Here is a 19376-nt window from a genome sequence, read left to right on the forward strand (position 1 = left end):
ATTAACTCAGGGAGATTCATCCTTTGCGGTTACGTGAGCTGTGCGAAAGGTTGGTGCTCCGCATGCCAGGCGAGCTGATATTGACCGTAGACGACGAGGTACGCATCGGGGAATTGGTCGGCATGTATTTGCAGAAGGACGGATTCCGGCACATTGCCGCCACGAACGGGAAACAAGCGATGGAGCTCGCCGAGAAAGAACGCCCGAACTTGATCGTACTGGACGTCCTGCTCCCGGATATGGAAGGCTACGAATTATGCTCCCGCCTCCGCACGAAGACGGACGTCCCCATCGTGTTCCTGTCCTGCAAAGATACGGACGTCGACAAAGTCGTCGGGCTGACCGTCGGCGCCGACGACTATATGAGCAAACCGTTCAGCCCCATCGAGCTGATCGCCCGCATTAAAGCGCAGCTCCGCCGGTTCCGCGCGCAACGAGCGCCGCAGCCCCCGAAGCTCGTCCTCTCCAACGGGCACGTTCAACTGCATCCGGAAGCCCACGAAGTGTTCGTGGAAGGCCGAAAAATCGAACTGACCACCAAGGAATTCCAATTATTGTCGTATATGATGCATCACGCAAAACAAGTGCTTACGCCGGATCAACTGCTGCTGCACGTGTGGGGGTACGACAGCTCCGTCGATACGAAAACGTTAAAAGTCCATATCGGCCATCTTCGCAAAAAGATCGAACACGACCCGTCCCAACCGAAACGTATCATTACCGTCCGGGGGGTCGGCTATAAATTCGATGAGCGCGTCCAAGAAGCGTAAACCACTCCAACCGCCCAAAACGTTCGCCTTCCAATTGCTGGCCGCCATGCTGGCCGCCTCGATTTTGCCGCTGCTGCTGCTGTCCATGTCGGCCGGCCATACGCTGCGCACCCAAATGCAGGAAATCAGCGACGTCACCTCGCAAACGACGGAACGCGTCTATTTGCAAATGTACGATTCCAATATCGAGGAGCAAGCGGAATCGATCGATTCCGAAATGCGCAAGGTCGAGGACGCCGTGCTCGTCGCCAAGTCGTACGCGGAGGCGCTGTTCGCCGGCAAGGAGGGGAACGGGACGGAACCGATCCTCGAGTTCGACTACGACGTCTCCCAAGGCAGATTCGTGAACCGGCATCAAAGCGGCGAAGGCGTCGTCTCGATCCGATCCCCGCGGAGCGTGCGGCCGACGGAGGCGCAAGCCCGCGATTTCGCGCTGATGCAGTCGTTGTTTCCGATCTTCGAATCGGTCGTCGCCCGCAATTCGAACATCGTGCTGATGTATTACATTCATCCGGACGACGGCTCGTACTATTACCCGGAATACGACGGGCCCGAACCGTCGCCCAACCCCATACATATCCGTAACTTGACGACATACTCGTTCTACACCGACGCGCTGCAGGTCCCCCCCGGCGTCAATCAAGTCGCGTGGACGTCTCCTTATCTCGACATTACGCCGAGGGGATGGATGTTCACGGCGACGGCGCCCGTCTACGACGAACAGGGGCGATTGAGGGGCACCGTCGCCGCGGACGTGACGATCGACCGTTTCGTCGGCAACGTGCTCGACCGGGCGTTCCAAGACGAAGACGGGTACGCCTTCCTGCTCGATCAGCAGCACGAGCTGATCGCCGCGCAGCGTCAAGGTCTCGCCGAGCTGGGAACGCTCAACCTCGCCGAGCTGTTCGGCGGCGAGGCGCCGAACCGGTACCGCAGCATGACGTTGAACGGCGAAGCCAAGGCCGTGTTCAGCCGATACATCCCGTCGACCGACTGGATTCTCGGCTATATCGTGCCGGAGCGCGAAATGCTGGAGCCCGTCTTCAGCGCCGCGCGAGCGGCCTCCGAAGAAGCGCGGAAAAAGCTGTTTCTCCAGCTGGCGGCGCTGTTCGCGTTCAGCGCGGCAGTCTGCGTCGCCGTCGCCTTCTATTTGCGCTCCCGCGTCACCCGTCCCGTGAAGCTGCTCATGCACGCGTTCTCGGAGGCTCGCGAGGGGGTATTTACCGAACGGCTGCAGGACACCCGCTCCTACGAGTTCAACCGGCTGCTCCATTCGTTCAACGAGATGAACCGGAAAATTCGCCGACTGATCGACGAGCAAACGGCGCTGAATCACCGGCTGGAAGACATCGTGGAGCGGCGCACCGTTCAGCTTCGCGCAACGAACGAGGAGCTGGAGCGTCGGATCGAAGAGCTGCTGCGAATGGAGCAGTGGCGCAAATCGTTGTTCATGAATATCTCGCACGATTTGAAAACGCCGATCACGTTAATCCAAGGCTATATCGAGGCGATCCGGGACGGAACGATCCCCGCGGAAAATGCCGGTATGTTCCTGGATCGGATCCATGAAGGCATCCAAACGATCACGAGGTTTATCCGAAATTTAACGGATTTAAGTCTGCTGGAGAACCGGGAGGCCGTCGTCAATTTCGCTCCGCTCGATGCGTCCGCGTTCGCAGACGAGGTCGCGTCTCGATGGCGGGATTATTTCGGACTCGGGCAGCGGCGGTTCGCGGCGAAGCTGGAGGGCGGGCGAATCGACGTGCAGGGGGATAAATACTTGCTCACGCGCGCCCTCGACAATTTGATCGATAACGCAGCGAAATACTCGGACGATTCCTCGCCGATCGCGTTCGAGTTCGAACACGCGGGATCGGAGCTGCGGTTTCGGGTTGTCGACGAAGGCGTCGGCATTCCGGAGGAAGCGATGCCGTACATTTTTCAATCGTTCTACAGAGTCGACCGGTCGCGCAACAGCCACGTACCCGGCAGCGGCCTCGGACTGTCCATCGCCAAAGAAATCGCGGCGATCCACGGCGGCGAGCTGACCGTCGCGGCGAACCCCGCGGGGCGGGGATGCGTCTTTACGCTGTCCCTCCCGGCGCCGCCGCCCGAGCAGGCAGCAATACTTAAAAGGAGGGAATTTTTGGATGATCAGCGAATAAAGTAATAAACTTATATCTGTAAAGGTGGAATTTGCGAATGGAAGAACAAATCATCGCCACTGAATCCCCTGGACCGGCAGGAGTTGTGCCAAAACTGTTGTATGACGGCGGCAGCATCGATATTCTTTACGATTACCATGAAGATGCTATCAAATGGTACGAAAACCATCTTGGATGGAAGGTTGAACAAAAAGAAAATTGGAAACCGGACCCCAGAGTCGCCGCAGGGAAAATGACTCATATGGGAAGGGGGTACTGGCTGACTTCGTACGTTACAAAGAAGAAGCTTCCGTTCCATTATGCAGAACGCGGTACGATCGACCCCCATGTTCGTCTTTGTCTGAAGGCTAAGGACATTAAACAAACACACGATGATTTTTCAAAGAAAGGGATCCGCGTATCGGAAATCTACAACGGTCCAGGCGGTCACTCCTATTTCGACGCATGGCTTACTATGGAAGGAACGAGGTTCACGTTTCAAGACGAACTCGAGCATTCGCCGATTGCCTTTCCGGACTGCGATAATTTTCGGGATACTTGCGTTCGTATCGGCGTTAAAAATTTAGAAAATGCAATCAAGTGGTATAAACAATATGTCGGTATGGAAGTTGAGTCTCTACATGGCGGCGATGGATACGCAATCATGTCGCTGGGGGTAAATCATCATCCTAACGGGAAATCCATGTGGGTCCTCGAACAACTCTCGGATGGCGCTATTACAGAAAAAGTAGACGGCCCCGTTCGTCCGACCTGCTATATTCAAAACCGGGAACAATTTTTCGGGTACCATACATTTCTGAAGAATAGCGGGGTGGATGTCTGCGAAATCGGAGGGTTTACGGGTCGCGGCATGTCCATGTTCCACTTCTATGATCCGGATGGGAATCGTTTCAATGTAAGTTGTTTTGTATAAAAAAACACCCCTTAGCATTCATCGGCTTCACCGATGGCCGTTCTAAGGGGTGCAGCAGCTTTTACTTCACGTCTTCCGCCTTCGGCAAATCGAGCGTCGGCGTTTCGTCGAAGAAGTTGAACGGCTTGATCATCGCCGTCACCCACTCCGTCGGCATGATCGGGAACTCCTCCGCGCGCATGACGTGCGTCGTGCCCGTCGTCATCCAGACGACCGTGTCCGTTTTGTAAATATTGCGGTTTTGCTTCGTCCAGAGGCCGAGGCCCGTGTCGGTGTTATGCGCGGTGTATTTGCCCTCGGAATACAATTCGTCTTTTTTGTACGGCGTTACGAAGATATGATTGTTGATAAATTCGGCGCGCTTCAAGACGTAATCCGTCTCCGTGAACAGCGGCTCTTCCATGAACGGATGCGTGCCGCCCGCGAACGGCATGATCTGATAGCCCGTCGGGTATCCTTGCTTGTTTTCATTCGATTGATTCTGAACGAGAACGATTTTATCCGGGTCGTACTTTTGGATCGCTTCCAGCTCGGATTTATATTTTTTCTCGACGTTGATCATTTCGCTGCGCGCGAACTCCGGATTCGGAACGGTAATTGCCGTCGGCTTGATTTCGCCGACCGTGTTCGTCGTGCCGTCGATGTCCAAATCGAGCCGGTAGTTGAAAATGTGCTGGTGCGTCGGCGCCATGATATGCTGGTCGACCAAGACGCCGTTGCGCGTATCTTTTCTGGCGGTGATGTCGTCCATCGTTTCGCTGTGCACGGCTTTCACTTGCGCGAGGCCCGTGGCGCCGGCGGCCAGCTTGATCGAACCGTTTTGCAGGAAAATCCAGTCCATAATGTAGTCGTAGTTGCCGATCGTCGCGACGGAGCGCAGCACGAGCTCGCGGCGCTCCCGCGCGTATTCGTTGTGGGACCATTCCGGATCGGCGTACCGCTCGAACAGCGCGAACGCTCGATCGACGACCTTGGACGTGCCGTCCGTGTTGTTGAACGCCGCGCCGAAGAACGTCGCGTTGCTCGGAACGTCCGAGCCGGGGTTCAGCGGGCGCACCGACAACCCGATGCCGTATTCGCCGGCGTCCATGAAAATCTTGTACAGCCACGCCGGATCCGGATCGCCGTACGGCACCATCATGCCGCCGATATATCCTTCGTACATGATTTTCCGCTTCTCGCCTTCATCGTCGAAGGATACCGTCGAGACGATCGGACCGACCCGCGGGTCCATCCGGAACTGGAACTTCCAGTTTTGCCAATCGACCGTATTGCCCTTGACCGAGAAGCTTGCGCCCTTCGGCTGCGTAATAACGAGCGGTTTCAGTTCCTTCGTCCGCTTCGTTTCTTTCACGATGCTGTAATTGTTCGGATCCTCGGAGACCGGAGGAGTGCCGTAATCGTAAATTTTAACGACTTTCTTCGCATTCAGGTCGACGAGGAACGCCAGGCCGTCCATCGGGTGGAAAAAGCGGTCGAACGCGCCTTCCACTTTCGGACGCGGCACGGACATGGCCAGTCTCGAACCCGGCGGCGTCAGCTCCGGACCGTAGTCGCCCAGCGGGCCGTCGGCGAACGTCACCTGCTCCAGATCCGTAATGCCCCGCTTCGCGAGCGCCGCGACCGCCCCCGGATCCTTCTCGACAATTCCCTCCGTTTGCCCCCACTCGGTGTAGAACGGCCACCCTTTCGTAACCTCTTTCCATTCGACGACTTTCGCTTCGTCCAAGTCGACGATGCCTTCGTACGGCTTGCTGCCGATGATGGCGATGAACTCGGCCCGCCGCGGCAGACGCTCCGCAATGTTCCCGTCGTCCCAATCCCACACTTTCGTCTTCTCCGGCGGATCCAGCTTGATTTCCGGGAAGTACATCCCCTCTTTGCCGTAGCTCGACTTCTTCACGATGTCCGCCGTCGCGGCGATTTCGTCCGGCGTCAGCGGGTTCAGCGGGTGGTACACCAGCTCTTCGATGGCGGCCGACGTCAGCGGCACCTTGAGCAGCCCCGCCGGGGCCAGACTTACCGTCGCCACCGCGGCGGCGACCGCCGCGGCCAACAGCACGCGTTTTTTTCTTTCCATGGGATCCCTCCGTGTCCGACGAATATGATGTTTCGCTTTCGAATCGCTGTCACGGAACCTCACTTCGACATCCCGCGACAACCCTTCCGTCTGCGATCTACGTCACATAGCGTAACGCACGAAGGTAAACAGCAAAGCCCGGTTCGGTAGCGCGGAAGGAAAATATGCGGGCGATTTCGGTAAAATCGAGGTAAAAAAATCCCGCCCCCTCAGCCGAGGGATGCGGGATGAACGGCGACGCGCGCGATCAAGGCACTTCGATCGCGAAAGGGACGAGCAGCAGCTCCCCGTCCCGTTGAAACTGCCCCCACAGCTTGTAGAGGCCCGGTTTCGGGAACGTGACGCCGAACACCGCCTGCGGTCCGGAGGACGCCCAATTGAGCGGATGCACATGAATGAATTCGTCCATCGCCTCGTCGACGGCGACGACGTGACCTACGGCGCCTAAGTACAGCTCTAAATCTTTAACGGGTTTCCCGCTGCGCGCGTCCGCGAACGTGAACGTCATCTCCGTTTGCATGCCCGCCATCAAATGGCCGCCGAAATCGAGCGTCACGCGCATGCCTTCGATGTCGGCCGTCAGGTTCTCGCTCGGCGCGAGGCGCTTCGCCGCCGGCGCGTCGCCCGCGACGGCGACGACCTCGCTCCGGGTCAATTCGTTCATGCCCGCCGGCTTCAGATCCGCGAACAGCTTGTACGCGCCGCCGGTCGGGAACGTCATCGCCGGGAGCGCGAACCGTCCTTCGCCGACCGGCTCGGGGTGTACGTGCAGGAAATGCTCCAAATTTTCGTTGATCGCGATCAGGTGGAGCGGCTTCTCGTGCACGATATCGTACTGCGCAATCGGCTGCCCGCCGCCGTCTTGGACGCGCAGTTCCAGCTTCGCCGGCGTCCCCGCCGACGGGCTCCCATCGGGCCAATCGAGCGTCATCGCGACGCCCTTCTCCGCTTCCGTCGCCTCTTCGCCCGAAGCGGCATGCGCATGCGCCATCGTGAACGCGTACGGGTCCAGATACGGATCGGCGAAGGCGTCGTCCGCCTCGTTCGGCATAAGCTGCATCGCGCCGAACGCGCAGCCGGCCGCCAGCGCCGGGACCAGCGCGAACCATCGTTTTCTCATCGGCTTCCTCCTTCAGGGCCCTGGCCTTTTCTTGCCATTGTAGAGAAAGCCCGTAAAGCCTGAGGTCCGGTCCAGGTAAACGGAAGGTAAAATAACGGCGAACCGGAGGATAAGGCGCGCCGGCTTGCCGAACGGACGAAAGCGGCATACAATAGTAGGAATCCCGTTTCAGGAGGTTTTACGCAGACATGAAGAAGAAACCGAACGCCCCCGCGAGCCGGCGGACGAACCCGGACGCGCACCGCGGGCAGTGGACCCGCAAGCCGATTACGCAAGTTCAGCCGAATCGAAAAGCGCAGCAGCGCCGCACGTTTTGCCGGAACAAAGGCCAAGACGACGGCGCTGTTTTCATGTGTGCATAGCAAGACCGCCAAGATTCGGATACAGCGCATCCGCTTGGCGGTCTTATTTCGTCACGGCGTCACGGCGTTTCGGCGCAAATCATCGACGTCAGGTTGACTCCGCCGGCCGTCGCAAGCCCGATATGCCACTCCCCGCGATGGAACGTAACGCCCGCGAGCCCAGGAACCGGGACGGCCGCAAGCTCCGGGGACGCGGCGAAGCCGGCCTTGCGCAATCGCGCGATCCAATCCTCCGTCCGCTCGTGCCGCTCGCACCGCAGATGCTCCGGGGAAGCGATAATGTCTTCGATCTCCCGCGCGAAAAATATTTTCACCGCTCGGTTCTCCTCCGGCGTCATCTCGAGCGTATCCAGCAATTGAAACACCGACGAAAAATGATGCCAGCTATGATCGAACCGCAGCAGATTATTCGGCGTCTGGTGGTCGGTATCCGGCTCGCTGAGCGTCACGATCCGAGGCGCCAGCGAAAATATGCGCCGCAGCACCGCATCCTTCGCGTCCGATTCCCCTTCCGAGCCGCGCACGTGGTGGAGCGCGAAAGCCGCATTCACCAGCAGCGCTTCTCGGGTCCGGCCGATTCGTTCCCAGATCGCTTCCGGCATCTCTTCGATGACGCTCGGGACGGGCACGAATTGGACCGGAATGCCGCATCGATCGGCGGCCTCCAGCACCTGCTTCCCGGCTTGCTCCAGGAACGTCTCGTTCGGCTCGACCGCGTACACTGTCAGAAGCGAAGGCCGCCTCCCTTGGCGGTCCAGTTCGCGCAGCAGCGCGACGATTTGGCGCCCGGTTCCGATTCCGATCTCTAGCAGCGCGGCCGCTTCCCCGCATGCGATGCGCCGCGTCAGCGCCTCGTTCGCGATTTCGGTCACGCAGGTCACGAACGGCACTTTCCGCGCCAGCACGTTGAACAGCACGATCTGCGGCACATCGTACTGTCTCAAGTACAAGTTCATTTGCTCGTTCTCTTGCGGATCCAGTCGTTTCATCGTCGCGGCGGCGAACAAATACGGCAGCAGGTCGTCCGGCCGTTCAGCGACCTTCAGCTCCCCGGCGAAGCGGGCAAGCCTCTCCCTGACTTCCGCCCCTCCGCCGTTCAACGCAGCGTCCAGCAGCGAGCGCAGCGTTGCATAAGATTCAGTTTGATACGTTCTCATCCTTCTCCCCTTCCGTGCGTTCGCCCCGCTTCGATGTACGCGCCAGTGCTGCCCGCGGGCTATGCTTCATCATATTAACGGGATGCGGAAATAGAAGGTTCCTTTGCGCGCAAAAAAAGGACGACCGAGCGTCGGCTCGACCGTCCTTTCCTGCATTAGATTTTATAAAACGACTTCGCGTCGATCTCCGTCAGCACCGTGTCCACCAATCGATCGTACTGGCGGTTCTCCTCGTCGAAGTACGTCCGGCCGCCGGCCTTCCACTCCGCCGGGTTCGCGGACGGCACCTCGAGGGTCGACTCGAACACCCACGTCGCGTTGCCGATCAAGTGAACGATCGCGTTTCCGTTCGCGAGCGCGGACGGCTCGCCGTCGACGAAGCAATTGACCATTCCGCCCTTGTTATACACCTTGATCGGGACGTTCGGATCGCAATGGCCGAGCAGGCAAGCCGTGAACGACGACGCCGACATCGCCGTGCCGCACGAATTCGTCACGCCGACGCCGCGCTCGTACGTCAGCACGAAAATCGAATCGCGGCCCAAAATTTTGATAAAGCTCACGTTCACGCCGCGCGGGAACACGCTCTTGTCCGCATTCGCCCGCCCCGCGATCTCGATCAGCTCCGGCTCGAACGTATCGACGACGGCGACGATGTGCGGGTTCGGGATGCTGAGCGCCGTAAAGCGCAGCGTCTCGTGCAGCGCCGGAATCGCTCGATCGACGAACGGCTCCGCGTCCGCGTTCATCGGCAGCGACGCCGGCGACAAATTCGGCTCGCCGATCGTCACGTCGAACGTCGGCACGTCCGGGAACAGATCGGCGACCTTCTTGATCGGGATGTTCCGCTTCATCGTCTCGATGTCGACCTCGTCTTTGCCGAGCAGTTCAATGACGTACCGGCCTACGCAGCGGACGCCGTTGCCGCACATTTCGGCTTCGGACCCGTCCGTATTGAAGAAGCGCATCCGCGCGTCGCCCTTGTCGCTCTTCTGCACGTACAGCAGCCCGTCCGAGCCGTACGCCTTCTCCCGGTCGCACAGCTCGGTGACCAGCTTCACGCGCAGCGACTCGTCGATGGCGTAGTCGTTCGAAATTTCGTCGATCAACACGAAGTCGTTGCCCGACCCGTGGCATTTCAGCAGCTTGATATTCATTGGCTCGTTCTCTCCCTGCGGGGTTGCATTCGTTATCCGTTATTCTATGCCAGCCGCGCGGAGCGCGCAAGGGGGCGGGGCAGGTTACCGTTTGGGCCGGTAGCTGACGAACGCGGCCTTCTTGCTGTCGGGCGACCACGAATTGACGTTGATCGTGCCCTGCCCGCCGAACAGCGCCGCGATCGTGCGGGACGGTCCGCCGGAGGACGGCATGACGCGCAGTTCGACTTCTTTGTTCGGCGGGTGGTCGCCGGGTTCGACGTCCCCGGCGCGGTACGCGAGGTAAAGCACGAGTCTCCCGTCGGGGGATACATGCGGAAACCAATCGTTGCTTTCTTCGAACGTCATGCGCGTCGGTTCGCCGCCGTCGGCGTTCATGCGCCATATTTGCATCAGGCCGGACCGCGTCGAGTTAAACCAAATGTGACGCCCGTCCGGAGCGTATTCCGGTCCGTCGTCCAGCCCCGGAAGGTTGGTCAGTTGCGCTTCCTCCCCGCCGTCGACCGAAATCGTGTATACGTCGTATTGCCCGCCGCGTTCGGCGCAGTACGCGAGCCGCTTCCCGTCGGGCGACCACCCGTGCAGGTACGAGGGCCCTTGCGGCGTGACGAGTCTCGGTTCCCCGCCGGAGATCGGCACGATGTAAATCCGCGATTTCCCATCCTCCGCGGAATGGTGGCTTATGGCGATGCGCGTATGGTCGGGAGACAGCACGTGATCGTTGTTGCAGGCGTTCGCGAACCCGGTGTCGATCCGCACGCTCGTTCGCGCGGCGATATCGAACGAAAACAAGTTGCCGCCGCTGTTATAAATCAGTTTGTCGTCGCGCGTCCAGTTCGGCGCTTCGATGACGCCGTCGAACGAGGCCAACACCGTTCTTTCGCCGGTTTTGACGTCGATCGTCTCCAGCAGGCTCTCCACATTGCGGTTCATCTTCCGTCCCCCTTATCCCGGCGTAACCATTCGATCCAACGCCTGCAGCAGCTCGCCGGCCCGGCCGGCGATCGCGAGATCGAACCGCTCGGCCGCGCCTCCGATCTCCATGTTCAAGTACACCGTCCGCCCGTCGGTGTACTGCGGCAGCGCGCTCGCGGGGGCGACCTGCAGGCTCGTGCCGATGACGAGCACGAGCTCCGCCTCGCGGAACCACCCGAGCGCCTCGCGCCACGCGCGCTCCGGCAGCGTCTCGCCGAACAGGACGACGTTCGGCCGAAGCCGCCCGCCGCAGCTCGCGCAAGCGGCGCCGCCGGCGAAGGCCGCCGTCTCCGCCGGGCGGCCGCAGCCGTGGCAGCGCGCGGAGCGCAGGCTGCCGTGCAGCTCCGCGACGCGCTCGCTCCCGGCGGCTTGGTGGAAGCCGTCGACGTTCTGCGTCGCGATCGCCTGCAAGAGGCCCGCCCGCTCCCAGCGCGCCAGCACGCGGTGCCCTTCGTGCGGCGCATGCTTCGCCAGCGTCTCGATCCGGTACCGGTAGAAGTCCCGGAACAGCTCGTAGTTGTCTTCCAGCGTATCGACGTTCGCCACGGCGTGCGGGTCGAGCTTCCGCCACCAGCCGTCCTTGGATCGAAAATCCGGCAGCCCCGACTCCGTGCTCATGCCCGCTCCCGTCAGCGCGACGGTGCGCCGGGACGTGCGCAGCCACTCCGCCGCCCGCTCAAGCGCGTTTTCGCTCATGCTCGATGCCCCCGTTCTCGTATCGTTGGTTCCATTATACACCGGAGCCTCCCCTCACGCGGCGAAAACCCGCAAACGTACCGCCTGCGGCGGCGCGATTGCGGGTTTCCTCAACTACGAAGCGTACTCTTCGATTTCCGTCAACGCCCGCGGCGGATTCGCCAGCGTACGAATCTCCCGTCGCGCACCTCCCGCTCGGGATAGGATCTCGAAGCGATAAGCCGAAAGGCCCGGCGAAGCCTCCGCTGGGCCTGCATTACTTTTCTGCAACGTCTACTCCGCCGCGCCGCAGCACTTCTTATACTTCTTCCCGCTTCCGCATGGACATGGGTCGTTCCGGCCTGCCTTCGCGGCAATCGACGGAATCGGCTCGTCCGACTGGCGGCGCGGGAGGAGCGGCTGGATCGCTTCCGCCTCTTCCATCATCCCCGCTTCTTCGTACATGTCCTGCAGCCGCTCCAGTACGAACTCCCGATCCTCCAGCCCGTCTACCTCGAGCGCTCGCTTGAGGAGGGCGATCCCCCGTTCCGGATCCCGGTTCTCCTCTTCGCCGTAACTGCCGTACTGCTCGGCCCAGCCGATCCAGCCCCACGCCCAAGTCGGACGATCCTCCGTCAGCGCGCGGTACGCCGCCTCGCCTTCGCCGGCCTTCCCGAGCCGAAAATACGCTTCCGCGATCGCTTTGCGGAAATTCAACCCGTCCGGACCGTCCTCCGGGATTCTCCGCAAATACGCGGTGCAGAAATCCGCGCGCAGCTTCGCGTACGCCTTATCCTCCAACGAGGCATTATAAAGCGCGATATCGAAATCGTTCGCCCATTTCGTAAGATATTGATCCCCGTCGAAGATCGGCTCGAACTCCTCGATCGAGCCGATTCCTCGCGCTTCCATCTCCCACTCGATGCCGCGCCACAACCGCATCCAAGCGTCGCACGCCGCCGCGAGCTCGCCTTCCAGCGAAAGCTTGTACCCTTCTTGCATTTGCTCGTTCAGCGCCGTCAGCGTCATATTGGCCGCTCCTTCTCGTTTATGCTGTCAGTCTTTCACCAGTCGATCTCGTCCGGGTACGTCCAACCTTCCAATTCGATCGCATCCCGAGGAACCCCGAATTCGGCCGCCGCCTCCTGGACAGCATTCTTCATGTCGTAATAATCGTCATTCCGATCGGCGAACCGTTTCGCCATCTGTCTACTGCTCCTTCGTAAGCATAGGGCGGAATTTCCCTTAATAATAACACAGCGTCCGTTAACCTTGCGTTCTCTTACGGTTTCCCAGCCGCATTGCCTTGCAGCTTTAGTACGTGCTCCCGACGCAAAGCGGGATCGGTGACATTCGCTTCGATCAACGCTTGATGGATGTGCAAGATTTGGGCGTCGGACAGGAGCGGTTCCGCATGGATCGCCTTTTGGCGAAGCAGCTTGCGTTGAATAAATTCGCTTAACTCTACGTCGTAAACGACTAACTCGTCGGATTCGATTTTCCGCAGCGCCGGGTCGATGCTGAATCGGCAGCGCATAGTGAAGGAGACAAGGGAGATGAACGAGAGCGGCGCATGATTCGCTAGTACGTTCTCCAGCGCCTTAATATGTCCTTGATTTTGCTTTAACGGATTGTACATTTTGAATCGGCCGCCGACCGACCATTGCCTGTCCTCGCGACCGCCTTTGATTTCGCCGTTGTAATTTTTCGTTTCGATGACGAACAAGCCGTACGGCGTCACGACGACGTGATCAATCTGCGCAAAGCCGGTTCTTGATTTTGGGTTGCGAACCATCAGGTCGGAAACGAATTTACATGCTTTCGGCAATTGGTCCAATTGAATATTGATTTTATGTTCGCCAAGTTCGCCGATGCGTTCTGGAGCGACTTTCGGCTTCGCTTTCCTCGGTTTGCGCGCCTTGTCCGTCTCCGGGGCAGCCTTCGGTCCGAGTCCGAAAATACGTAGTAGTTTCGATAGCATGCTGCATCTCCTTTTATGAATTAAGAATAAGTTAGACAAATGCGTTCGACTTGTAACTTCCCAGCTATTAACTTAGTAAAATATTACCACAAACAATCCGCTTGCAGGCGGTTCATTCGCACCAGGAAGATAAGCGCAAGACCGGAATCCCCTGCTCCGCACCCAAAAAGAAGCGAATCGCAATCTCAGATGCTATACTGAAGTTACAGAAAAAGGGAGGGAAGCCGAAGCCGATGAGGAAGCCCATCATTGCCGTAGATATGGACGATACGATTTGCCATCTTGTCAAACGCGCTATTCACTACAACAACATCCACTTTCCGACCCACCCTCTCCGATACGAGGATATGCTGGAGTGGAACACGGACCATCTGCGGCATCCGGAATGCACGGAGGAAGTGTTTTTCCAGCGGCCGGGGTTGTACGAGGAGTTGGAGCTGTTCGACGAGCATGTCGTGGAAGAAATGGAGAAGCTTCACCGCGACTACGACGTAATCATCGTGACGGCGGCGAGGCCGAAGACGGTGCACGAGAAATGGAACTGGCTGCAGCGCCATATGCCGTTCATCCCGTTCGACAACTTTTTCGTATGCAAACGGAAGTATTTGCTGGAGTTCGATTTGCTGATCGACGACGGCGCGCACAATTTGTTGCCCGCGATGGAGCGCGGCAAGCAGGTGCTGTGCATTCCGCATCCTTGGAATTTGAAAGCGCGGGAGCAATATCCGTTCCCGGTCATGACGTCTTGGCAAGGCGCTAAGGAACGGGTCGACGAAATGCTGCAAACGCGCGCTGCTATGTAAACGTCCCTTTCATGAAAACAACCTTAGTCCGCTGCCGGCTAAGGTTGTTTTGGCTTACTGCGAGGGGATGACGCCTTTTTTCAAAATGATGTTCGCGTACAGCGCGCGTTCGCTCGTCGCGACGATCGCATACGCCTCTTTCGCCCGTTCGTAAAAGTCGAACCGCTCCGCGTATTCGAACCCGCGGTCGTCGCCGTGCTTGCTCACGATGGAGCGGTATTCGTCCCAAATCGCCGGCTGCCCGACGGAATCGCCCGGGACGACAGCCATCAGCGTCACGGGATGTGCGACGTAGGTGTCGAGCGGGTAAAAGGCGAGAATCGCGTCCAGCAGTTCGGGCACGCCGTGACCGTCGGCGCGAAGAAGACGTCGAGCGCTGCTCGCGGCGGGGAAATTGCCGTCGGCCAGCACGAGTTCGTCGCCGTGACCCATTTCCATCATGATCTTCATCAGTTCAGGGGAAATGATCGGAGGGATGTGTTTCAACATAACGATCCGTCCTTCCTATTCGCTCATGGGGTCCCGCATCGGGGACGGAAACCACTAATACCGTAATCTATCGTTTGTTATCATATTCTATTATCTCATTTTATCCTGGGCGCGGCCGACTGTAAATGCCTCCGCACCGTAAATAACGCATCCGGTTGTCCGTTATTTTTCGTGCGATCGGTTCTATCCCCGTTTGCGGAAACCCGTTCCTCTGCAAACGACCCGTTTGCCCCAATTAATGGACACTGCGTACCGTTAGAACCGGACCTTCGTGTTATAATATGGTAAACAATTGCCAAAGGGGGTACATAATGGATCGGGACCGAGTCGGATTTCCGACCGTGTTATATCATGGAACGTTGGACTTGTACCTGTCTTCGTTCCAAGACAAGCTGCTGAATCGGGCGTATTGGCGTCCGAATCGCGATTTCGGGGAAGGGTTCTACACGACCATCAGCATGCAGCAAGCGATGAAATGGGCCATCCAGGGGGCCAGGAATTACATAGGGCTTGAGACGCCGGTGCCGTGCGTGCTCAAAATTCAGCTGCTGCCGAAACGGATCGACGTGTTTCCCCGTATTTTCATGTCGCCGGAGCTGGAGTGGGCCGAGTTCGTCTTCCGTCATCGAACGAACGACCGGAAGGATGCGGATCCGTGCCGCAAGCATCCGGACCTCATTATCGGGCCGATGGCGGACAATGACACTGGCATGATCGTGAGGGATGCGGTAAAATTAGGGAAAGACGTCCATTGGTTCAGCGACAAAATTACGCGAGATCGACGCGGGCGCAAGCTGGATCCGCTGCGGCTCGGCAACCAGGTCGTCTTCGCGAACGAACGGCTGGAGGACAGTCTCCGGCTCGTCGGCTATTATTTGCGTACGGAAGGCAGGTGGACGTATCATGACTATCAAAGCGTACGAAGAGCTTGATCGTTTCGAGCAAGGGATGGTGGAGCATCTCGTCGACAAGAAGAAGTACCGTCATGAAGATGCCGTCCGACTGTGCGCCGACTACGCGCCGGTGCTCGAGCTGCTGCAGAAGCATTACAACTGCGAGGATTACGCGGACTGGATTCACGAGGCGCAGGCGAACGGGCTGACGCCGGAGCGTTGGATCGAGCGGATCCGGGAGTTGGATCGCCCCGCGCAGAGCGCGAAGAAGCCGGTGCGAAAATCGAAAAGCGCGCTTCACTAAAACGACCCGCCGGTTAAGGCGGGTTTTTTTGACCGACTGGAGAGGACTTCCAAAGGATTCTCGCCGGAAGCCCGCGAATCGTATCTTTATTCGGCTGCAAAGGAGATTCTCGCATGAACGACATTCCGCTGTATGCGGCATCGATTGCGATCGCCGTTCTATTGGCCGGCATCGCCTGTTTTCAAGTGCTGCTCTTCCTCGGCTTCCCGATGGCGGAGTACAGCTGGGGCGGCCGGCATCGCGGCGTGCTGCCGAATCGGTTGCGCAGAATGAGCTTGCTGTCCGCCTTTGTCCTCGTGACGATGGGGCTTGTCTTTCTCGTACACGCACGCGTGCTGGACATCGGGGCGGCGCTGCCGACGCAGGGCTTCGTTTGGGCGATCACGGGACTCCTGGGGCTCAATACGCTGGGTAATCTCGCTTCGCAAAGCGTCAAAGAAAAACGGGTCATGACCCCGCTGTCGGGAACCGCTTTCGCCGCTTGCTTGTTCGTGGCGTTGAACGCGTAATGCACGGGTTCCGCCTATACGGTTCGATTTCGGCTCTGCGTCCGCTTCGCGTACGCCCGGCGCCGACGGATCCACCAGGCTCCCGCCAATTCCCCGGCGATCCAGCCGATAGCGAGCACGATGGCCATGTACTCCCGATCCCAAGTCGGGAATGCGTACATAAACAGGAGCACCGCGATCGCGGCGAACGCGGCGCGCACGAGGTGCGCAAGCCGCCTGCCCTCCGATTTGTAAGTTCGTGCCATCATCTCCCCCCTCTCATCTAGCAATCTACCATAATCCTTATTTTCCCAGTATAGCATGAACCCCTTCTCTGTTATTAGCCAAAAAAGACCCGCCGCCGGCGAGTCAATGATTGTTCGATTCGTTAGTCAGGAAAGCGGCGATCTCGCCGTTCACTTGGTCCGCGCATTCGATCGACAGCGCATGCCCCGCGCCGGGAACGACGCAAGCTCGCGCGTGGGGAACGGTCCGTTTCGCGCCGGCGATCGCTTTGCGGTAGTCGTAGATGACTTCCCGGTCTCCGACCAGCAGCAATACGGGCATCGTCACGCGCGACAGCTCCTCGTCGGAGAAGACGGACGGGATTACAATCTTGTGCTTCCAACCGAAGCCGACGAGACCGCGGTAAAATTGCTCGAACAGCCTCGGATCGACCGTTTTGCCCGGACCGACGAACCACGAACAGAACGAGTCGACGATCATGCTTCGCGTGCGGATGAGGCTGGCGGCGAACAAGCGAAGTCCGAATTGTTTGTTGAACTTCGTGAAGGAGGCGGCGGGCGCCAGCAGGATGAGCTTTTCGACGCGGGACGGTTCATGGATCGCGAAGTTTAAGGCGTGCCAGCCGCCGTTCGAGTGTCCGCCGAAGACGGCTTTCTCCAGACCGAGTCGATCCATCAGCTCGGTGAGCCAACCTACGTAATCGAGCTTGGCATGGAAATGCCGCGACGCCGCGCTCCGGTTAAATTCGCCGAGCACGTCGACGGCATACACCCGGCGCCCGGATGCGGCCAGCGCTTCGGCCGTCGGGTACCACATCGCGGCGCTGAATCCGAAGCCGTTGAACAGCAGTATAGGCTGTCCGTTTTTCGGGCCGCACACGAGCATATGCGTAATGCCGTACGAGGTTCGGACGCGCATCGATTCGACCGGGACGTTCCAGAGTTCCAAGGTCTTTTCGTAGGCGGCCATGTAATCGAGTTCGTGTTGTATCGACTTGAATAAAGGGGTTGCCGCCGTCGCGGCAGTTAACGTGTTCATCGTACGGTTCCTCTCTTTATGTAATTTAACAATTTTTCAGTTTCGTTCATTTCCTCGGAAATGAATCCGAGTCAACCCGCCGTGTGCCGATGCCATTCTTCGAGCGTCACGACTCCCAGCTCGGGCGCCGGTCGTCCGGGAAGCATCGCGATGAATTCCAACGAGTGTCCGTCCGGGTCCTCGAAATATATGGATACGGCCGGCATCCAGGCGAAGACCAGAGGCTCTTCCCCGTCGTTCCGGAAGTTGCGGAGCGCGACGCCGCGCTTGCGGAGCGAGTCCATGACGTCCGGCAGCTCCTCCGGCGTCGTGCGGAACGCGATATGGCTCCGCACGATCAGCCCGGGCTCCGTCTTCCAAAGCCCCAGCATCGTGGCGCCGGGTCCCCCGATCCAATAGAATCGAGCGCCGCGGGCGTCCGTATGCGCCAAGGGCAAATTCAACGTTTGCTCGTAAAAAGCCGCCGAACGTTCCAAATCGGCTACGGCCAAATGCGCTTCGAATAGTCCGTAATGCCGAATCGGCTGTCCTTGTTGTTCCGCTCTCCTCTTGGAAAGTCTAATAGTTTCCATGTCTGTTCTCCTTCCTTCTCTACAGGCGCATCAATGTTTCGATACCTTCATGATATAGAAAGAAGAAGCGCCGCTCATCGGCAAGAAGGCCGAGGCGGCGCTGCAACATTAGTCTTAGGACTTTATTGTAATCGATCACGAATTCGGCGCCATGCGGTGCAGTTGATCGTTTTCGTACACGTGCGTCCCAGGGGTGTACATTTGGGCGGCGCGCACGAGGACGGCGGCGACGGCGGCCGCTTCGATGGGACGGTATTTGAATAGCGGGCCGCGGAATAAAGGGGACAGCGGGCGGCTCAACCATTCAGCGAAAGTTTCGCCGAGCCGCAATCGCTCTCGTTGGCCCAGCAGCAGCGACGGGCGGACGATCGTCAGCATCGGGATCTGAAGCGCGCGGATGTCCGCTTCGGTTTCCCCTTTCACCCGGTTGTAGAAAATTTTCGATGCCGGATCCGCCCCCATCGCCGACACGAGCAGGTAGCGCTTCACGCCGGCCGCCTTCGCGCGTTCGGCCGCCGCGAGCGGATAGTCGTGGTCGACTTGGCGGAATTTCTCCCGCGTCCGCGCCTGCTTCATCGTCGTGCCCAGCGCGCAGAACACGTCTTCCGCGCCTTCGAACGCGTCCGCCGGCATCGCATCGAAATGCTCGAGAACGATTTGCCGCAATTTGGGATGCTCGGTCAGCGGTTTGCGGACGACCGCCGTGACGGTGTCATACGCCGGCGACGCGAGCAGCCTCTCCAATACGTGCCGACCGATCAGCCCGGTCGCGCCGAGCAGCACCGCGTGTTTCGTTTGCTCCATGGTTCGGGCCTCCTTTGTTCTCCTCATCATAGCATGGGGAGGAGGCTTCGCAAAAAGGAGGCGCGGACGGCGGAGTTTAGGCGCAAATGTGCGGTTATTCGCCGCAAGCGGACCCCGCTCGCACCCATTAGGCGCAGTTTTGCGGCTATTCGCCGCAGGCGGACCCCGCTCGCACCCATTAAACGCAGTTTTGCGGCTATTCGCCGCAAGCGGACCCCGCTCGCGCCGATTAGGCGCAGATGTGCGGCTATCCGCCGCAGACGGACTCCGCTCGCACCCATTAGGCGCAGTTTTGCGGCTATTCGCCGCAGGCGGACCCCGCTCGCGCCCATTTGGCGCAGTTTTGCGGCTATTCGCCGCAGGCGGACCCCGCTCGCGCCCATT

The 19376-nt window shown here is 59.1% G+C and carries 21 protein-coding genes and 1 pseudogene; 8 read left to right on the forward strand and 14 right to left on the reverse strand.

What is annotated here, in order from left to right; genetic code table 11:
- Positions 1-62 precede the first annotated feature (62 nt).
- From VE009_RS24400 to VE009_RS24410, 3 genes are read left to right on the forward strand one after another with little or no spacing between them, the layout of a single operon-like run.
- Positions 63-770 (forward strand): response regulator transcription factor, encoded by a 708-nt coding sequence (locus VE009_RS24400; protein WP_325012278.1) that lies wholly within the window; start codon positions 63-65, stop codon positions 768-770.
- Positions 748-2940, forward strand: a complete 2193-nt coding sequence (locus VE009_RS24405) for a sensor histidine kinase (protein ID WP_325012280.1) — start codon at positions 748-750, stop codon at positions 2938-2940. The genes VE009_RS24400 and VE009_RS24405 overlap by 23 nt, the downstream gene beginning before the upstream one ends.
- Positions 2941-2972: 32 nt before the next feature.
- Positions 2973-3848: a VOC family protein gene (locus tag VE009_RS24410; RefSeq protein ID WP_325012282.1), complete on the forward strand. Its 876-nt coding sequence runs from the start codon at positions 2973-2975 to the stop codon at positions 3846-3848.
- 61 nt (positions 3849-3909) lie between these two features.
- On the opposite strand, the gene tynA is transcribed toward VE009_RS24410, so the two are convergent.
- On the reverse strand, positions 3910-5928 hold the full coding sequence (gene tynA, locus VE009_RS24415; protein WP_325012284.1) for a primary-amine oxidase: 2019 nt from the start codon (positions 5926-5928) through the stop codon (positions 3910-3912).
- A gap of 247 nt (positions 5929-6175) precedes the next feature.
- Entirely contained in the window at positions 6176-7048 is an 873-nt protein-coding gene (locus VE009_RS24420) for a hypothetical protein (RefSeq protein WP_325012286.1), read from the reverse strand.
- Positions 7049-7236: 188 nt separating this feature from the next.
- Here VE009_RS24420 and VE009_RS24425 point away from each other — a divergent pair, with 188 nt between their 5' ends.
- Entirely contained in the window at positions 7237-7410 is a 174-nt protein-coding gene (locus tag VE009_RS24425) for a hypothetical protein (RefSeq protein WP_325012288.1), read from the forward strand.
- Between the two features lie 59 nt (positions 7411-7469).
- Here the strand turns inward: VE009_RS24425 and VE009_RS24430 are convergent, their stop codons facing one another.
- From VE009_RS24430 to VE009_RS24460, 7 genes and pseudogenes are all read right to left on the reverse strand, one after another.
- Entirely contained in the window at positions 7470-8567 is a 1098-nt protein-coding gene (locus VE009_RS24430; protein WP_325012290.1) for a GRAS family protein, read from the reverse strand.
- A 155-nt stretch (positions 8568-8722) separates the two neighbouring features.
- Entirely contained in the window at positions 8723-9724 is a 1002-nt protein-coding gene (gene dapF / locus VE009_RS24435) for a diaminopimelate epimerase (protein ID WP_325012292.1), read from the reverse strand.
- A gap of 84 nt (positions 9725-9808) precedes the next feature.
- Entirely contained in the window at positions 9809-10657 is an 849-nt protein-coding gene (locus VE009_RS24440) for a transporter (RefSeq protein WP_325012294.1), read from the reverse strand.
- Positions 10658-10669: 12 nt separating this feature from the next.
- On the reverse strand, positions 10670-11395 hold the full coding sequence (locus VE009_RS24445; protein ID WP_325012296.1) for an NAD-dependent deacylase: 726 nt from the start codon (positions 11393-11395) through the stop codon (positions 10670-10672).
- A gap of 273 nt (positions 11396-11668) precedes the next feature.
- Positions 11669-11743, reverse strand: a pseudogene (locus VE009_RS27305) (SEC-C metal-binding domain-containing protein); the annotation flags it as partial.
- Positions 11744-12438: 695 nt separating this feature from the next.
- Entirely contained in the window at positions 12439-12579 is a 141-nt protein-coding gene (locus VE009_RS24455; RefSeq protein ID WP_325012300.1) for a DUF6904 family protein, read from the reverse strand.
- 77 nt (positions 12580-12656) lie between these two features.
- A complete protein-coding gene (locus VE009_RS24460; RefSeq protein ID WP_325012302.1) occupies positions 12657-13355 on the reverse strand; it encodes a nuclease-related domain-containing protein in 699 nt (232 codons plus the stop codon).
- A 233-nt stretch (positions 13356-13588) separates the two neighbouring features.
- Between VE009_RS24460 and VE009_RS24465 the strand changes: the two genes are divergently transcribed.
- Positions 13589-14158, forward strand: coding sequence for a 5' nucleotidase, NT5C type (locus VE009_RS24465; protein ID WP_325012305.1), 570 nt, complete (start codon positions 13589-13591; stop codon positions 14156-14158).
- A gap of 54 nt (positions 14159-14212) precedes the next feature.
- On the opposite strand, the gene fucU is transcribed toward VE009_RS24465, so the two are convergent.
- Complete coding sequence (gene fucU / locus VE009_RS24470; RefSeq protein WP_325012307.1) at positions 14213-14647, reverse strand: L-fucose mutarotase; 435 nt, start codon at positions 14645-14647, stop codon at positions 14213-14215.
- 311 nt (positions 14648-14958) lie between these two features.
- Between fucU and VE009_RS24475 the strand changes: the two genes are divergently transcribed.
- The 3 genes from VE009_RS24475 (at position 14959) to VE009_RS24485 (ending at position 16353) form a co-directional block, all read left to right on the forward strand.
- Positions 14959-15579, forward strand: coding sequence for a DUF3990 domain-containing protein (locus tag VE009_RS24475; RefSeq protein WP_325012309.1), 621 nt, complete (start codon positions 14959-14961; stop codon positions 15577-15579).
- Complete coding sequence (locus tag VE009_RS24480) at positions 15551-15844, forward strand: hypothetical protein (RefSeq protein WP_325012311.1); 294 nt, start codon at positions 15551-15553, stop codon at positions 15842-15844. Before VE009_RS24475 ends, VE009_RS24480 begins: the two co-directional genes overlap by 29 nt.
- Positions 15845-15957: 113 nt before the next feature.
- Positions 15958-16353: a hypothetical protein gene (locus VE009_RS24485; RefSeq protein WP_325012313.1), complete on the forward strand. Its 396-nt coding sequence runs from the start codon at positions 15958-15960 to the stop codon at positions 16351-16353.
- 14 nt (positions 16354-16367) lie between these two features.
- Here the strand turns inward: VE009_RS24485 and VE009_RS24490 are convergent, their stop codons facing one another.
- The 4 genes from VE009_RS24490 to VE009_RS24505 form a co-directional block, all read right to left on the reverse strand.
- The gene (locus tag VE009_RS24490) at positions 16368-16598 is read right to left on the reverse strand and encodes a hypothetical protein (protein ID WP_325012315.1); all 231 of its coding nucleotides are present in this window, start codon (positions 16596-16598) and stop codon (positions 16368-16370) included.
- 103 nt (positions 16599-16701) lie between these two features.
- Complete coding sequence (locus tag VE009_RS24495) at positions 16702-17616, reverse strand: alpha/beta hydrolase (RefSeq protein ID WP_325012317.1); 915 nt, start codon at positions 17614-17616, stop codon at positions 16702-16704.
- A 71-nt stretch (positions 17617-17687) separates the two neighbouring features.
- Positions 17688-18188 (reverse strand): VOC family protein, encoded by a 501-nt coding sequence (locus VE009_RS24500; RefSeq protein ID WP_325012319.1) that lies wholly within the window; start codon positions 18186-18188, stop codon positions 17688-17690.
- A gap of 135 nt (positions 18189-18323) precedes the next feature.
- Positions 18324-18992, reverse strand: a complete 669-nt coding sequence (locus tag VE009_RS24505) for an NAD(P)H-binding protein (protein WP_325012321.1) — start codon at positions 18990-18992, stop codon at positions 18324-18326.
- Positions 18993-19376 lie beyond the last annotated feature (384 nt).

The organism is Paenibacillus sp. (assembly GCF_035645195.1).
Classification (GTDB): domain Bacteria; phylum Bacillota; class Bacilli; order Paenibacillales; family YIM-B00363; genus Paenibacillus_AE.

Excerpts from the sequence above, each read along its gene's own strand:
- VE009_RS24400 (WP_325012278.1), top strand. The coding sequence starts at position 63 with ATGCCAGGCGAGCTGATATTGACCGTAGACGACGAGGTACGCATCGGG.
- VE009_RS24405 (WP_325012280.1), top strand. The coding sequence starts at position 748 with ATGAGCGCGTCCAAGAAGCGTAAACCACTCCAACCGCCCAAAACGTTC.
- VE009_RS24410 (WP_325012282.1), top strand. The coding sequence starts at position 2,973 with ATGGAAGAACAAATCATCGCCACTGAATCCCCTGGACCGGCAGGAGTT.
- tynA (WP_325012284.1), bottom strand. The coding sequence starts at position 5,928 with ATGGAAAGAAAAAAACGCGTGCTGTTGGCCGCGGCGGTCGCCGCCGCG.
- VE009_RS24420 (WP_325012286.1), bottom strand. The coding sequence starts at position 7,048 with ATGAGAAAACGATGGTTCGCGCTGGTCCCGGCGCTGGCGGCCGGCTGC.
- VE009_RS24425 (WP_325012288.1), top strand. The coding sequence starts at position 7,237 with ATGAAGAAGAAACCGAACGCCCCCGCGAGCCGGCGGACGAACCCGGAC.
- VE009_RS24430 (WP_325012290.1), bottom strand. The coding sequence starts at position 8,567 with ATGAGAACGTATCAAACTGAATCTTATGCAACGCTGCGCTCGCTGCTG.
- dapF (WP_325012292.1), bottom strand. The coding sequence starts at position 9,724 with ATGAATATCAAGCTGCTGAAATGCCACGGGTCGGGCAACGACTTCGTG.
- VE009_RS24440 (WP_325012294.1), bottom strand. The coding sequence starts at position 10,657 with ATGAACCGCAATGTGGAGAGCCTGCTGGAGACGATCGACGTCAAAACC.
- VE009_RS24445 (WP_325012296.1), bottom strand. The coding sequence starts at position 11,395 with ATGAGCGAAAACGCGCTTGAGCGGGCGGCGGAGTGGCTGCGCACGTCC.
- VE009_RS24455 (WP_325012300.1), bottom strand. The coding sequence starts at position 12,579 with ATGGCGAAACGGTTCGCCGATCGGAATGACGATTATTACGACATGAAG.
- VE009_RS24460 (WP_325012302.1), bottom strand. The coding sequence starts at position 13,355 with ATGCTATCGAAACTACTACGTATTTTCGGACTCGGACCGAAGGCTGCC.
- VE009_RS24465 (WP_325012305.1), top strand. The coding sequence starts at position 13,589 with ATGAGGAAGCCCATCATTGCCGTAGATATGGACGATACGATTTGCCAT.
- fucU (WP_325012307.1), bottom strand. The coding sequence starts at position 14,647 with ATGTTGAAACACATCCCTCCGATCATTTCCCCTGAACTGATGAAGATC.
- VE009_RS24475 (WP_325012309.1), top strand. The coding sequence starts at position 14,959 with ATGGATCGGGACCGAGTCGGATTTCCGACCGTGTTATATCATGGAACG.
- VE009_RS24480 (WP_325012311.1), top strand. The coding sequence starts at position 15,551 with ATGACTATCAAAGCGTACGAAGAGCTTGATCGTTTCGAGCAAGGGATG.
- VE009_RS24485 (WP_325012313.1), top strand. The coding sequence starts at position 15,958 with ATGAACGACATTCCGCTGTATGCGGCATCGATTGCGATCGCCGTTCTA.
- VE009_RS24490 (WP_325012315.1), bottom strand. The coding sequence starts at position 16,598 with ATGGCACGAACTTACAAATCGGAGGGCAGGCGGCTTGCGCACCTCGTG.
- VE009_RS24495 (WP_325012317.1), bottom strand. The coding sequence starts at position 17,616 with ATGAACACGTTAACTGCCGCGACGGCGGCAACCCCTTTATTCAAGTCG.
- VE009_RS24500 (WP_325012319.1), bottom strand. The coding sequence starts at position 18,188 with ATGGAAACTATTAGACTTTCCAAGAGGAGAGCGGAACAACAAGGACAG.
- VE009_RS24505 (WP_325012321.1), bottom strand. The coding sequence starts at position 18,992 with ATGGAGCAAACGAAACACGCGGTGCTGCTCGGCGCGACCGGGCTGATC.